Here is a 12,665-nt window from a genome sequence, read left to right as displayed (position 1 = left end):
TCCTACGCGCTGAGCACGGCGCCGGGCCCGCGCGCCGCCGCCCACGGCGCCGGCTGCCGCACCGCCGCCCACACCGGGCTCTCGATCGACAGCGCCAGCTGGCGCGCCAGCTCGACCATGCCGCGGTAGCCGGCGTAGCCGAATTCGCGCTCCTGGTTGATGTCGAGGAAGGGGATGCGTGCCTTCAGCGCCGTGTACAGGTTGCGGCCGCCGGCGATCAGGATGTCGGCGCGGTAGTCGCGGTAGGCCGACAGCAGCGCCTGCGGGCTGCCGTCGTCGATCATCTTCGCGTCCGCCCCCATCAGCTCGCGGATGCGCGCCTTGTCCTCCTCGGTCGACTTCTTGGTGCCGGTGGCGACCACCGTCATGCCGAGGTCCTGCAGCGCGGAGACGATCGACCACGACTTGACGCCGCCGGTGTACAGCAGCACCCGCTTGCCGGCCAGCCGCTGCCGCCACGGTGCGAGCGCGGCGTCGGCCAGCGCCTCCTCGCGGGCGACGACCAGCTCGGTGCGCGCCGCCAGGTCGGGATCGCCGATCAGCGCGGCAAAGCCGCGCAGCGCCGCCGACATGTCGGCGACGCCGTAGAAGCTGCCCTCGAACCAGGGGATGCCGTAGCCTTCCTGCAGCTTGCGCGCGACGTTGAGCAGCGCCTTGGCGCAGACCACCATCGTCGCCTCGGCGCGATGCATCGTCTGCACCTCGGCGAAGCGGGCGTCGCCGGAGAGCGTGGCGAGGATGCGGTAGCCGAGCTCGTCGAACAGCGGCGCGACGTGCCAGAACTCGCCGGCGATGTTGTATTCGCCGATCAGGTTGATGTCGCGGGTCGGCCGCCCGTCGGCGCGCGGCGCCGCCGGCGGCGGCTCGCGCGTGCCGATCACGTGCTTCACCATCGCCTCGCCGGCGAGGCGGTTGCCGAGGTTCTTGGTGCCGTAGAAGCCGGCCGCGTCGACCGGCACCACCGGCGTTCCCCAGCGCGCCGCGGCGGCCTGGCAGACGGCCTCGACGTCGTCGCCGATGAGCGCGGTGACGCAGGTGTTGTAGACGAAGACCGCGGCCGGCGAATAGGTCTCGATGGCCTGCCGGATCGCATGGAACAGCCGTTTCTCGCCGCGGCCCATGACCACGTCGGTCTCGGAGAGGTCGGTGGTCAGGCCGAGGCGGTACAGCGTCGGCCCCGACGAGCGCGTGCCGCGGTTGTCCCACGACGAGCCGGCGCAGGCGATCGGCCCGTGCACGATGTGGGCGACGTCGGCGATCGGCAAGAGCGCGATCTGCGCGCCGTCGAAGGAGCAGCCGCCAGCCGCGGCGCCGGGCTTCGGCCGCGCGCAGCCGGACTTCTCCTTGTGGTTGTGGCTGCAGGCCGGCTCGTCGAGCAGGGCCTGGATTTCGCTGGTCTTCATGCGCTTCTCCGCTGGACTCGTGCACCGTTCAGCAAGATGGATGCCATCGCCAGCACGCTGATTCGCAAGGATTTTCCGAGCGCCGGGCGTGTCGCAAAACCGACAATCGGCGCCTACGCGTCGTCGGCCAGGTCGCGCCGCGGCACGGTCGCCGGGTCGGCGACGATCGGCCGGTAGATCTCGACGCGGTCGCCCGCCTGCAGCGGCGTATCGAGGCGCACCAGGCGGCCGAAGACGCCGACCTTCTGCGCGGCCAGGTCGATCTGCGGGCAGGCCGTGCAGACGCCGGAGCGCTCGATCGCCTCGGCGACGGTGCTGCCGTCCGGCACCTCGAGGTTCAGCCAGAACTGCTGGCCGGGTTCGGAATAGACGACGCCGATCTGCATGGCCCCGCCTCCTCAGCAGCAGCCGGCCGGTGCCGCGGCCGCCGCCGGCCGCGCGCCGCGCCGTTCGAGCAGGCGCTTGCCGGCGAGCATGAAGCCGAGCACCGCGAAGCCGCCGGGCGGCAGGATCATCAGCAGCATGCCGCCGTAGCCGGGCAGCTGCAGTTCGAGGAAGGCGAAGCCCGGGCCGAGCAGGCTGGAAGCCTGCGCGAACAGCGTGCCGGCGCCGAGGAACTCGCGCACCAGCCCGATCGCGGTCAGCGCGCCGGTGAAGCCGAGCCCCATCGCCAACCCGTCGACCGCCGCCGCCAGCGGCCCGGCCTTCACCGCGAAGGCCTCGGCGCGGCCGAGGATCGCGCAATTGACGACGATCAGCGCGATGAACAGGCCGAGCACCTTGTACAGCTCGTGCAGCCAGGCGTTCATCGCCATGTCGACGACGGTGACCAGCCCGGCGATGAGGACGACGAAGACCGGGATGCGCACCTGTGCGCTGACCGTGTGCCGGATCGCCGACACCAGCACGTTGGCGACGACCAGCACGGCGGTGGTCGCCAGCCCCATGCCGAGGCCGTTGGTGCCGCTGCTGGTGACCGCCATCGACGGACACATCGCCAGCAGCTGCGCGAAGACCACGTTCTGCTCCCAAAGACCGTTCCTGACGATGGTGCCGAGCGACATGTTCATGAGGCCTCCCCGAGGATTTCGGCGCGGTGCGCCGCGAAGAACTCCAGCCCGCCCCTGACCGTGCGCACCACCGCGCGCGGCGTGACGGTGGCGCCGGCGAACTGGTCGAAATCGCCGCCGTCCTTCTTCACCGCCCAGCGCTCGGGCACCGGATCGCCCAGCGCACGGCCGTCGAAGGCGCGGATCCAGGCCGACTTGGCGACCTCGATCTTGTCGCCGAGGCCCGGCGTTTCGGCGTGCTTGACGACGCGCACGCCGAGCGCGCGGCCGTCGCGGTCGACGCCGATCAAGAGCTGGATGTCGGCGGCGTAGCCGCGGCCGGCGAGCTTGAACACCGCACCCTCGACCCGGCCGCTGCGGCGCACGCGGTAGACCGTCACCGTCCCGCCGTCGCGCGGCAGCACCAGCGTGTCGCGCAGGAAGTCGTTGTCGGCGAAGCCGGGCGGCAGCACCTCGGCGAGCGAGTCGCGCAGGTCCTTCGCCTCGGCGGCGGCGATCGGCGCACGCGTGGCGGCGGCGGCGAAGGCCAGCGCGGCACTGGCGACCAGCGCGATCGCGCCGAGCAGCAGCGGCTGGTAGGCGAGCCGCTCGCGCAACTGTTCGAGCCTCATCGCCGCAGCTCCCCGGCCGGCACGTCGCGCGGCCGGCCGCGGCGGTCACGGCCGAGGATGCGCGGCCGCAGCAGGCGGTCGATCACCGGCGTCAGGCCGTTCATCAGCAGCACCGCGAAGGCCATCCCCTCCGGGTAGCCGCCCCAGCTGCGGATGATCCAGCTGAGCAGGCCGACGCCGACGCCGAAGACGAGGCGGCCGGCCGGCGTCGCCGGCGAGGTGACGTAGTCGGTGGCGATGAAGAAGGCACCGAGGATCGCCGCGCCGGACAGCAGGTGGCTGGCGGCATCGAGGTAGCGCGCCGGGTCGACCGCATGCGCGATCGCCGCCGGCAGCGCGAGGCCGGCGAGCACGCCGAGCGGCGCGTGCCAGCGGATGACGCCGACGGCGAGCAGGTAGAGGCCGCCGGCGAAGAGCAGCAGCGCGCCGGCCTCGCCGAAGCTGCCGGCGCGCTCGCCGAGCCACGAGAGGGTCGGCGCCGCCGGCCCGGCCAGCGCCTGGGCGAGGTCGGCGCCGCGCGACAGCTCGGTCTTGGCGTGGCCGAGCAGCGTCGCGCTGGTCAGCGCGTCGGGGACCGGCGCGCCGCCGAGAAAGCGCTGCAGGCTGTCGACGAAACCGGGTGCCGGCGCCGCCAGCGGCGCCACCCATTGCGTCAGCGGCAGCGGGAAGGAAACCAGCAGCGCGACGCGGGCGACCATCGCCGGGTTGAAGACGTTCTGGCCGAGGCCGCCGAAGACCTGCTTGGCGACGACGATGGCGATGAAGCCACCGATCACCGCCACCCACCACGGCGCCCATGGCGGCAGCGTCAGCGCCAGCAGCCAGCCGGTCAGCACCGCCGAGCCGTCGCGCAGCACGGCGGCCGGCCGCGGCGCGCCGGCCAGGCGCAGCGCCAGCGCCTCCCAGCCGACGCAGGCGAGGATGGTCAGCAGCCACAGGAAGAACGACGGCCAGCCGTACAGCCAGAAGCCGTGCAGCGTCGCCGGCAGCAGCGCGAGCTGGACGTGCAGCATCGCGCGGGCGACGCTGCCGCCGCCGTGCGCGTGCGGCGCGGCGGTGGCGGACGATAGTTGCGGGTTCATGCCGGTTCTCCTGCATCGGCGCGCGCCGCGGCCTGCTGCGCGGCGCGCTCGGCCTTGCGCCGGGCCGCCGCCGCGGCCTTCTCGCGCGCCTCGCGTTCAAGGCGCTGCTGGCGCTGCGTGGCGAGCTTGCGCGTGGCCTCGCCGCGCAAGCGCGCCCGTTCGCGCGCGGCGAGCTCGCCCTTGGCGTGCTGGAAGTACTGCACCAGCGGGATATGCGACGGGCAGACGTAGGCGCAGCAGCCGCAGGAAATGCAGTCGGCGAGGCCGATCGCCGCCGCCGCGTCGAGCGCGTCGTTGCGGATGCGCGCCGCCATCTCCAGCGGCAACAGCCCGACTGGGCAGGCGCGCACGCAGGCAGCGCAGCGGATGCACGGCCCTTCGCCGGCGGCAGCGACCTCGTCGGCGGCGAGCGCGAGGATGCCGCTGGTGCCCTTCACCACCGGCACCCGCCAGTGCGGAATCTCGCTGCCCATCATCGGCCCGCCGACCAGGCGGCGGGCGAGACCGAGGCCGTCGCCCTTCAGTCCGCCGGCGAAAGCGAGCACCTCGGCGGCCAGCGTGCCAAGGCGGACCTCGACGTTGCCGGGCGCGGCCACGCAGCCGCCGTTGACCGTGATCAGCCGCGAGATCAGCGGCTTCCCGTCGCGGATCGCGGCGCGCACCGCGAGCGCGGTACCGACGTTGTGCACGATCACGCCGGCGTCGGCCGGACGGCCGTCGGCCGGGACCTCGATGCCGGTCAGCGTCTGGATCAGCTGTTTCTCGGAGCCCATCGGATAGCGCGCCGGCACGCGCCGCACCGCGATCTCCGGGAAGGGCGCGGCGGCCGCGGCCATCGCCGCCAGCGCCTCCGGCTTGTTGTCCTCGATGCCGACCAGCACGCGGCGGGCGCCGCTGGCGTGGCGCATGATGCGGATGCCGTCGACGATGCCGGCGGCGGCGTCGCGCATCAGCCGGTCGTCGCAGGACAGGTAGGGCTCGCATTCGCTGCCGTTGATGAGCAGCGTCGCCACCCCGGCGCGCGCCGCGCCGGCGAGCTTCACCGCCGACGGGAAGGCGGCGCCGCCGAGGCCGACGACGCCGGCGGCGGCGACGCGGCGGCCGATCTCGTCGGGCGCCAGCGCGAACGGATCGGTGCTGCCGGCGAGCGCGCCCCATTCGTCGGCGCCGTCGGCGTCGACGATGATCGCCGGCAGCGCCAGCCCGGACGGGTGCGGCGCGGTGACCTCGCCGACCGCGGCGACGGTGCCCGAGGTCGGCGCATGCAGCGGCGCCGACACCGCGCCCTGCGCCGCGGCCAGCAGTTCCCCTTTCTTCACCCGCTGCCCGACCCGCACCACCGGCCGCGCCGGCGCGCCGAGGTGCTGCTGCAGCGGCAGGTAGAGGCGCGCCGGCACCGGCATCACGCGCACCGGCGCGTCGGCGGCAGGGCGCTTGCGGTCGTCCGGGTGCACGCCCCAGTCGTTGCCGAACCAGTCCTTCAACGAAGTCAGGATGCCCATGTCGTCCTCACGCGGCGAGCGGCTTCGGCATCACCCAGTGCTGCAGCGTCGGCGGCACCGGCTGCAGCAGCAGCGCCTCGGTCGGGCACTTGTCGACGCAGCTGCCGCAGCCGGTGCAGGCCTCGCGCAGCACGGTGTGGATCTGCTTGGCGGCGCCGACGACGGCATCGGTCGGGCACACCTTGCTGCAGCGGCAGCAGCCGATGCACAGCTCCTCGGCGATGCCGGCGATGCGCGGCCCGTCGTCGGCGAGCGCCGACAGGTCGACGCTCAAGCCGAGGCGGGCGGCGACGGCGACGGCCAGCGCCTTGCCGCCGGGCGGACAGCAGGTCGGTGCGGCACTGCCGGCGACGATCGCCGCGGCGGCGCCGGCGCAGCCGGGAAAGCCGCACTGGCCGCAGTTCGAGCCGGGCATCAGGGCGCCGATCTCGTCTTCCAGCGGGTTGCCCTCGACGCGCAGGAAGCGGGCGGCGCAGCCGAGCGCGACGCCGAGCAGCGCGCCGAGCGCGGTGAGGCTGAGGATGGCGGCGATCATCGTTCTTCCCTCCTGGCGTTGAGACCTAGACGTTGAGACCCGAGAAGCCCATGAAGGCGAGCGCCAGCAGGCTGATCGTGACGAAGGCGATCGGCGCACCGGCAAAGGCGGCCGGCACGCGCGCCAGCGCGACGCGCTCGCGCAGCCCGGCGAAGACGAGCAGCACCAGCGTGAAGCCGAGCGCCGAGCCGAAGCCGTAGAGCAGGCTCTTCGCGAGGCCGAATTTCTGGTCGGCGTTGAGCAGCGCGACGCCGAGCACCGCGCAGTTGGTGGTGATCAGCGGCAGGTAGATGCCCAGCGACTGGTACAACGCGGGGCTGCTCTTCCTGATGAACATCTCGGTGAACTGCACGACGGCGGCGATCACCAGGATGAAGGTGAGGATGCGCAGGTAGCCCAGCCCGAGCGGCGCCAGCAGCCAGTTCTCGAGCAGCCACGAGGCACCGGCGGCGAGCGTGACGACGAAGGTGGTGGCGAGCCCCATGCCGAAGGCCCCGTCCATGCTCTTCGACACGCCCATCACCGGGCACAGGCCGAGGAACTTGATCAGCACGACGTTGTTCACCAGCGCCGTCGACAGCAGCAGCAACAGGAATTCGCTCATCACCTCGCCCTCCTTTCCCTGGCCGGGTCGTTGCACGAGCCGTGCCAAGGCCGCGCCGATCGCCGCCGGCGCCGTCGTGGCGCGCCTTCCGGCGATGACGCACGAATTTGGTGCGGCGCCAATGTCGCAAAGCCGACAGCCATTTCGTCGCAAACCCGCGCAAGCGCCTGCCGGCCGGCGCCGGCGGGCGCCGCTGCGGCCGCGGCACGGAACCTGCTAGACGAAAGCGACACCGTTTGCCGAGGACACCGCCATGCCGACCGCCAGCCCCGCCCGCCGCCCGTCCGCGCCGCCCGCCGCGCTGCCGGCGGAGGCCTTCCGCGCGGCGGTCGACCAGGCCGACCTGGCGATCTCGATCACCGATCCGCAGGCCAACATCCTCTTCGCCAACGACGCCTTCATGCGCATCACCGGCTACGCGCCGGCCGAGATCATCGGCCGGAACGAGTCGGTGCTCTCCAACCACACGACGCCGCAGGCGCTCTACCAGTCGATGTGGACGGCCCTCAGCGCGCAGCGGCCGTGGTCCGGGCGCCTGCTCAACCGGCGCAAGGACGGCGCGCTGTACCTCGCCGACCTGACCATCACGCCGCTGCTCGACGCCCGCGGCGTCACCACGCACTACCTCGGCATGCACCGCGACGTGACCGAACTGCACCGGCTGGAACGCGTCATCCGCAACCAGAAGAAGCTGATCGAGTCGGTCGTCGATGCGGCGCCGGCGGCCTTCGCGCTGCTCGACCAGAGCGGGCGCGTGATCCTCGACAACCTCGAATACAAGAAGCTGGTGTCCGACCTCGGCTGCCGCGAGCCGGCGCACCATCTGCTCGACGCGCTGCACCCCGACTGGCGCCGCCTGCTCGCCGAAGCGCCGGCGCAGTGCGCCTTTCCGCACCGCGAGACGCGCATCGAGCGGCCCGCCGGCCGCGCCCGCTGGCTGTCAGCCACCGTCTCGGTGGTGGACATGCAGAGCGACTGCGCCGATAGCTACTTCTGCGCCGGCGGGCAGCCCGGCCTGCTGCTGACGGTGAGCGACGTCACCGACCTGCGCAGCGAGCAGGAGCGGGCACGCACCGAGGCGCGCAAGGCGGTGCTGGCCGAGGAAGAACGCACCGCGGCGATCCGCGAGGGCCTGTCGGCGGCGCTGTTCCGCCTCGGCCAGCCGATGAACATGATGAGCTCGGCGGTGGCCGTGCTGCAGCGGCGCGACCCGGTCAGCGCGCGCGTACTCGACGACGCGCTGCGCGCCGCCGGCGAACACCTGGAGAGCCTGCGCCTGGTCATCCCGCAGAGCCCGCAGGCGCTGCCGGTCGGCGTCAACCTCAACGAGATCCTGCGCGACGTGCTCGAGATCAGCACGCCGCGCCTGCTCGCCGCCGGCATCGTCGTCGACTGGCGGCCGGCGCCGACACTGCCGGCGCTGCCCGGGCGGCCGGTGCAGCTGTCGATGCTGTTCAAGGCGCTGATCGACAACGCGATCGAGGCGATGAACGTCAAGGGCTGGCGGCAGCGCGAGCTGCTGGTGCAGAGCAGCGCCGGCCGGGAGCGCATCGCGGTGTGCATCGCCGACAGCGGCCCGGGCATCCCCGAGGAATGGCGCAGCAAGGCCTTCGAGCCCTTCTTCACGATGAAGAACGGCGGCCAGCACATCGGCACCGGCCTGTCGCGCGCACAGCAGGTGGTCTCCGACCACGGCGGCATCATCGACCTCGAGCACAGCCCGAGCGGCGGCTGCGCGGTGGTCGTCGAGTTCCGCGTCGACGGCGACCCGATCTGAACCGAGGCGAGGCGAAGCCATCGTGACCGACCTGCCCATCTGCCCGCCGCGCGAGCACAACCCGCACACCGGCTACTGCCGCTCGCACGAGCTCAACCAGCTGCTGCTCGGCGCGCTCTACGCGGTCAGCCGCGTGCTCAGCCGCTCGCTCGACTTCAACGAGACGCTGCGCGAGGTGCTGCGCGTGCTGCACGACGAGGCGGCGCTGACGCGCGGCCTGATCAGCGTGGTGCACCCGACGCGCGGCAACCTGGTCATCCACGCGCTGCACGCTCCGGAATCGGCGGGGCTGCCGCCGATCGAGTACGGCCCGGGCGAGGGCATCCTCGGCCTCATCCTGGAGAAGCCGCGCACGATCAAGCTGGCGCGGGTCAGCGACGAGCCGCGCTTCCTCAACCGGCTCGGTATCTACCGTCCGGAGCTGCCGTTCATCGCCACGCCGATCCGCGTCGGCGGCCACCTCAAGGGCATCCTCGCGGTGCAGCCGGAGACGCCGGAGGACGGCCTGCTCGACGAGCGCGCGCAGTTCGTCGAGATGGTCGCCAACCTGATCGGGCAGAGCCTGCGCCTGGCGCTCGAAGTCGAGCAGGAGAAGAGCAGCCTGCGCGAGGAGTGCGACTCGCTGCGCCGTTCGATGCGCCACCAGTACGGCTTCGAGAACATGGTCGGCCGCTCGGCGGTGATGCGCCGCGTGTTCGAGCAGGCACGGCTGGTCGCGCGCTGGAACACCACCGTGCTGATCCGCGGCGAGACCGGCACCGGCAAGGAACTGATCGCCAACGCGATCCACTACAACTCGCCGCGCGCCCGGAACGCCTTCGTCAAGCTGAACTGCGCGGCGCTGCCGGAGAACCTGCTCGAATCCGAGCTCTTCGGCCACGAGCGCGGCGCCTTCACCGGCGCCGTCGAGGGGCGCAAGGGCCGCTTCGAGCAGGCCAGCGGCGGCACGCTGTTCCTCGACGAGATCGGCGAAGTGTCGGCGGCCTTCCAGGCCAAGCTCTTGCGCGTGCTGCAGGAAGGCGAGTTCGAGCGCGTCGGCGGCAGCCGCACGATCAAGGTCGACGTGCGCATCATCGCCGCCACCCACCGCGACCTGGAGACCGCGGTCGAGATGGGCGATTTCCGCGAGGACCTGTTCTACCGCCTGAACGTGATGCCGCTCAACCTGCCGCCCTTGCGCGAGCGCATCGAGGACATCCCGGAGATCGCCCGCCACCTGCTCGGCAAGATCGGCGACAACCAGCGGCGCAAGCTGGCGCTGAGCGAGCTCGCGCTGCACCGGCTGGCTGCGCACCCGTGGCCGGGCAACGTGCGCGAGCTGGAGAACTGCCTCGAACGCGCCGCGGTGCTGTCCGAGGACGGCCGCATCGACGCCGACCAGATCCGTTTCCCCGGCGGCCGCGAACGGCGCAGCGTGCCGCGCCCGGCCTTCGCCGGGGAACCGGCGACCGCCGCCGGCGCTTCCCCGGCGGCCGCCTCGCCGGCACTCGACGACCCGGCGCTGTCCGAGCGCGAGCGGGTGATCGCCGCGCTCGAACAGGCCGGCTGGGTGCAGGCCAAGGCCGCCCGCCTGCTCGGCATGACACCGCGGCAGATCGCCTACCGCGTGCAGACGCTGAACATCGAGATGAAGCAGCTGTGACGCGCGCCGCCGACCGCCCGCTGCGCGACCTCTTCTCCCGCCACTGAACCGCCCCCGGGCCGCCTTGTCGGCTTTGCGACAAAGCCGCGACAGGCGGCCCGCCGCCCGCCGCCAATCCCTTGATGCAACGGCCCTTTGCCGATTGGCACAGGGCTTGCTGAACTCCTCGCGAACCCTGACCAGGAGCCCGCATCGTGGAATTGCCCGTGATCAGCAACGCCCCCGCCGCGACGAGCGGGGGCTGCAAGGCGAGCGGCTGCGGCAGCGCGCCCGACGCGCTCGCCCACCTGCCTGCGGAGGTCCGCCGCAAGGTGCAGGACCATCCCTGCTACTCGGAAGAGGCGCACCACCACTTCGCGCGCATGCACGTCGCCGTCGCCCCGGCCTGCAACATCCAGTGCAACTACTGCAACCGCAAGTACGACTGCACCAACGAGTCGCGCCCGGGGGTCGTCTCCGAGCTGCTCGACCCGGAACAGGCGGTGCGCAAGGTGCTCGCCGTCGCCGCCGCGATCCCGCAGATGAGCGTGCTCGGCATCGCCGGACCGGGCGACGCGCTGGCCAACCCGCAGCGCACCTTCGCCACCTTCGGCGAGCTCGCCGAGAAGGCGCCGGACCTCAAGCTGTGCCTGTCGACCAACGGCCTGATGCTGCCGCAGTACGTCGACGAGATCGCCCGCCACAACATCGACCACGTGACGATCACCATCAACTGCCTCGACCCCGAGGTGGGCGCCCGCATCTACCCGTGGATTTACTGGCGGAACCGCCGCCTGCGCGGCGTCGAGGCGGCGCGCGTGCTCATCGAACAGCAGCAGCGGGGGCTGGAGATGCTGGTCGCGCGCGGCATCCTGGTCAAGGTGAACTCGGTGCTGATCCCCGGAGTGAACGACACCCACCTGCCGGCGGTGTCGCGCGCGGTGAAGGCGAAGGGCGCCTTCCTGCACAACGTCATGCCGCTGATCGCCGAGGCGGAGCACGGCACCTGGTACGGCCTGACCGGCCAGCGCGGCCCGAGCGCCGCCGAGCTGCAGGCGCTGCAGGACGAATGCGCCGGCGACATGGCGATGATGCGCCATTGCCGGCAGTGCCGCGCCGACGCCGTCGGCCTGCTCGGCGAGGACCGCGGCGCCGAGTTCACGCTGGACAAGGTCGCCGCGCTGGAGATCGACTACGCGGCGGCGATGGCGCGCCGCCAGGAGGTGCACGCGGCGCTGATCGGGCAGATGGAGGCGGCACGCGCACCGGCGCCCGCGCTGCCGGCCGCGGGACGGCCGGTGCTGATGGCGGTGGCGGCGAAGAACGGCGTCGTCGGCGAGCACTTCGGCCACGCCCGCGAGTTCCTGGTCTACGAGGCCTCGCCGCAGGGCGTCCGCTTCATCGGCCACCGCCTGGCCGAGCTCTACTGCGGCGGCGCCGACGGCTGCGGCGAGGTGGCGCCGGAGGCGATCCTCGAGCGCACGATCGCCGCCCTCGCCGGCTGCGAGGCGGTGCTGTGCGCGAAGATCGGCTTCGAGCCGTGGGGGCGGCTGGAGGCCGCCGGCATCGCGCCGAACGGCGAGCACGCGCTGGAGCCGATCGAGGACGCGGTGCGCGCGGTCTATCGCGAAATGGCGGCGGCCGGCCGGCTGGCGCAACCGGCGCCGGCGCGACAGGCAGCCTGAACGACCCCGGGACCGAGACCCGCGAAGCACGAGGAAGAAAGCACCATGGCACTCCAGATCACCGAAGTCTGCGTCAACTGCTGGGCCTGCATCGACGTCTGCCCGAACGAGGCGATCTACGCTGACCGCCCGCATTTCCTGATCGACGACGCGAAGTGCAGCGAATGCCTCGGCGACCACGCCGAGCCGCAGTGCGCGGCGATCTGCCCGATCGAATGCGCGATCGTCGGCGAGCTCGGCGACCCGCTCAACCCGCCCGGCTCGCTGAGCGGCCTGCCGCCGGCGGCGCTGGCCGAGCTCGGGCTGCGCGCGGAGCGCCGCTGATGGCCCGCGTCGTCTTCTACGGCAAGCCCGGCTGCCGGGGCAACGCGCGGCAGCGCGCGCTGCTCGTCGCCGCCGGCCACGCCGTCGAGTTTCGCGACCTACTCGCGACGCCATGGAGCGCCGAGCGCCTGCTCGCCTTCCTCGGCCCGCTGCCGGTCGCCGAGTGGTTCAACCGCAGCGCGCCGGCGCTGAAGTCGGGCGAGGTCGTGCCCGAGAACCTCGGCTTCGAGGCCGCGCTGCGCCTGCTGCTCGCCGACCCGCTGCTGATCCGGCGGCCGTTGCTGGAAGCGGGCGGAGAACGCCGCGTCGGCTTCGACCCGGCCGCCCTCGACGCCTGGATCGGGCTGAACGGCGCCGCCGTCCCCGCCGACCTCGGCGAAGGCTGCGCGGCCGGCGACGACGGCGACCGCTGCGCAACGCCGGCAGACTGACGCCGGCCCAGCGGGAGAAA

General features: G+C 72.6%; 13 protein-coding genes. 5 read left to right on the top strand and 8 right to left on the bottom strand.

Translation table 11 applies throughout. The annotated features are described in order from the left end of the window. Positions 1 to 2: 2 nt before the first annotated feature. The 8 genes from nifE to rsxA all read right to left on the bottom strand — a co-directional run bounded on the left by nifE (position 3) and on the right by rsxA (position 6,807). The gene (gene nifE / locus IWH25_RS06595) at positions 3 to 1,403 is read right to left on the bottom strand and encodes a nitrogenase iron-molybdenum cofactor biosynthesis protein NifE (RefSeq protein WP_203388529.1); all 1,401 of its coding nucleotides are present in this window, start codon (positions 1,401 to 1,403) and stop codon (positions 3 to 5) included. 113 nt (positions 1,404 to 1,516) lie between these two features. Continuing rightward, entirely contained in the window at positions 1,517 to 1,789 is a 273-nt protein-coding gene (locus IWH25_RS06590) for an RnfH family protein (protein ID WP_203388528.1), read from the bottom strand. Between the two features lie 12 nt (positions 1,790 to 1,801). Then, a complete protein-coding gene (locus IWH25_RS06585; RefSeq protein WP_203389171.1) occupies positions 1,802 to 2,467 on the bottom strand; it encodes an electron transport complex subunit E in 666 nt (221 codons plus the stop codon). Between the two features lie 2 nt (positions 2,468 to 2,469). Further along, a complete protein-coding gene (locus tag IWH25_RS06580; protein ID WP_203388527.1) occupies positions 2,470 to 3,084 on the bottom strand; it encodes an RnfABCDGE type electron transport complex subunit G in 615 nt (204 codons plus the stop codon). Beyond that, positions 3,081 to 4,166 (bottom strand): RnfABCDGE type electron transport complex subunit D, encoded by a 1,086-nt coding sequence (locus IWH25_RS06575; protein WP_203388526.1) that lies wholly within the window; start codon positions 4,164 to 4,166, stop codon positions 3,081 to 3,083. The genes IWH25_RS06580 and IWH25_RS06575 overlap by 4 nt, the downstream gene beginning before the upstream one ends. Then, positions 4,163 to 5,668: an electron transport complex subunit RsxC gene (gene rsxC, locus IWH25_RS06570; RefSeq protein WP_203388525.1), complete on the bottom strand. Its 1,506-nt coding sequence runs from the start codon at positions 5,666 to 5,668 to the stop codon at positions 4,163 to 4,165. Before rsxC ends, IWH25_RS06575 begins: the two co-directional genes overlap by 4 nt. Positions 5,669 to 5,675: 7 nt before the next feature. Beyond that, positions 5,676 to 6,203: an RnfABCDGE type electron transport complex subunit B gene (locus IWH25_RS06565; protein ID WP_203388524.1), complete on the bottom strand. Its 528-nt coding sequence runs from the start codon at positions 6,201 to 6,203 to the stop codon at positions 5,676 to 5,678. 25 nt (positions 6,204 to 6,228) lie between these two features. Continuing rightward, positions 6,229 to 6,807: an electron transport complex subunit RsxA gene (rsxA, locus tag IWH25_RS06560; RefSeq protein WP_203388523.1), complete on the bottom strand. Its 579-nt coding sequence runs from the start codon at positions 6,805 to 6,807 to the stop codon at positions 6,229 to 6,231. A 253-nt stretch (positions 6,808 to 7,060) separates the two neighbouring features. On the opposite strand from rsxA, the gene nifL reads away from it, so the two are divergent. From nifL to IWH25_RS06535, 5 genes are all read left to right on the top strand, one after another. Further along, entirely contained in the window at positions 7,061 to 8,584 is a 1,524-nt protein-coding gene (gene nifL / locus IWH25_RS06555; protein ID WP_203388522.1) for a nitrogen fixation negative regulator NifL, read from the top strand. A 22-nt stretch (positions 8,585 to 8,606) separates the two neighbouring features. Further along, positions 8,607 to 10,226, top strand: coding sequence for a nif-specific transcriptional activator NifA (gene nifA / locus IWH25_RS06550; protein WP_275403836.1), 1,620 nt, complete (start codon positions 8,607 to 8,609; stop codon positions 10,224 to 10,226). Between the two features lie 194 nt (positions 10,227 to 10,420). Then, a complete protein-coding gene (gene nifB, locus IWH25_RS06545; protein WP_203388521.1) occupies positions 10,421 to 11,890 on the top strand; it encodes a nitrogenase cofactor biosynthesis protein NifB in 1,470 nt (489 codons plus the stop codon). Positions 11,891 to 11,935: 45 nt separating this feature from the next. Next, a complete protein-coding gene (locus IWH25_RS06540; RefSeq protein ID WP_203388520.1) occupies positions 11,936 to 12,214 on the top strand; it encodes a 4Fe-4S binding protein in 279 nt (92 codons plus the stop codon). Beyond that, positions 12,214 to 12,645: an ArsC/Spx/MgsR family protein gene (locus IWH25_RS06535; RefSeq protein WP_203388519.1), complete on the top strand. Its 432-nt coding sequence runs from the start codon at positions 12,214 to 12,216 to the stop codon at positions 12,643 to 12,645. The genes IWH25_RS06540 and IWH25_RS06535 overlap by 1 nt, the downstream gene beginning before the upstream one ends. Positions 12,646 to 12,665 lie beyond the last annotated feature (20 nt).

Origin of the sequence: Azospira restricta (assembly GCF_016858125.1) — a bacterium.
Taxonomy (GTDB): Bacteria; Pseudomonadota; Gammaproteobacteria; order Burkholderiales; family Rhodocyclaceae; genus Proximibacter; species Proximibacter restrictus.
The sequence above is the reverse complement of the archived record's forward strand: the minus strand, read 5'-3'. Positions and strand labels throughout refer to the sequence as shown.

Excerpts from the sequence above, each read along its gene's own strand:
- IWH25_RS06580 (WP_203388527.1), bottom strand. The coding sequence starts at position 3,084 with ATGAGGCTCGAACAGTTGCGCGAGCGGCTCGCCTACCAGCCGCTGCTG.
- nifL (WP_203388522.1), top strand. The coding sequence starts at position 7,061 with ATGCCGACCGCCAGCCCCGCCCGCCGCCCGTCCGCGCCGCCCGCCGCG.
- IWH25_RS06575 (WP_203388526.1), bottom strand. The coding sequence starts at position 4,166 with ATGAACCCGCAACTATCGTCCGCCACCGCCGCGCCGCACGCGCACGGC.
- nifE (WP_203388529.1), bottom strand. The coding sequence starts at position 1,403 with ATGAAGACCAGCGAAATCCAGGCCCTGCTCGACGAGCCGGCCTGCAGC.
- rsxA (WP_203388523.1), bottom strand. The coding sequence starts at position 6,807 with ATGAGCGAATTCCTGTTGCTGCTGCTGTCGACGGCGCTGGTGAACAAC.
- IWH25_RS06540 (WP_203388520.1), top strand. The coding sequence starts at position 11,936 with ATGGCACTCCAGATCACCGAAGTCTGCGTCAACTGCTGGGCCTGCATC.
- rsxC (WP_203388525.1), bottom strand. The coding sequence starts at position 5,668 with ATGGGCATCCTGACTTCGTTGAAGGACTGGTTCGGCAACGACTGGGGC.
- IWH25_RS06590 (WP_203388528.1), bottom strand. The coding sequence starts at position 1,789 with ATGCAGATCGGCGTCGTCTATTCCGAACCCGGCCAGCAGTTCTGGCTG.
- IWH25_RS06585 (WP_203389171.1), bottom strand. The coding sequence starts at position 2,467 with ATGTCGCTCGGCACCATCGTCAGGAACGGTCTTTGGGAGCAGAACGTG.
- IWH25_RS06565 (WP_203388524.1), bottom strand. The coding sequence starts at position 6,203 with ATGATCGCCGCCATCCTCAGCCTCACCGCGCTCGGCGCGCTGCTCGGC.
- IWH25_RS06535 (WP_203388519.1), top strand. The coding sequence starts at position 12,214 with ATGGCCCGCGTCGTCTTCTACGGCAAGCCCGGCTGCCGGGGCAACGCG.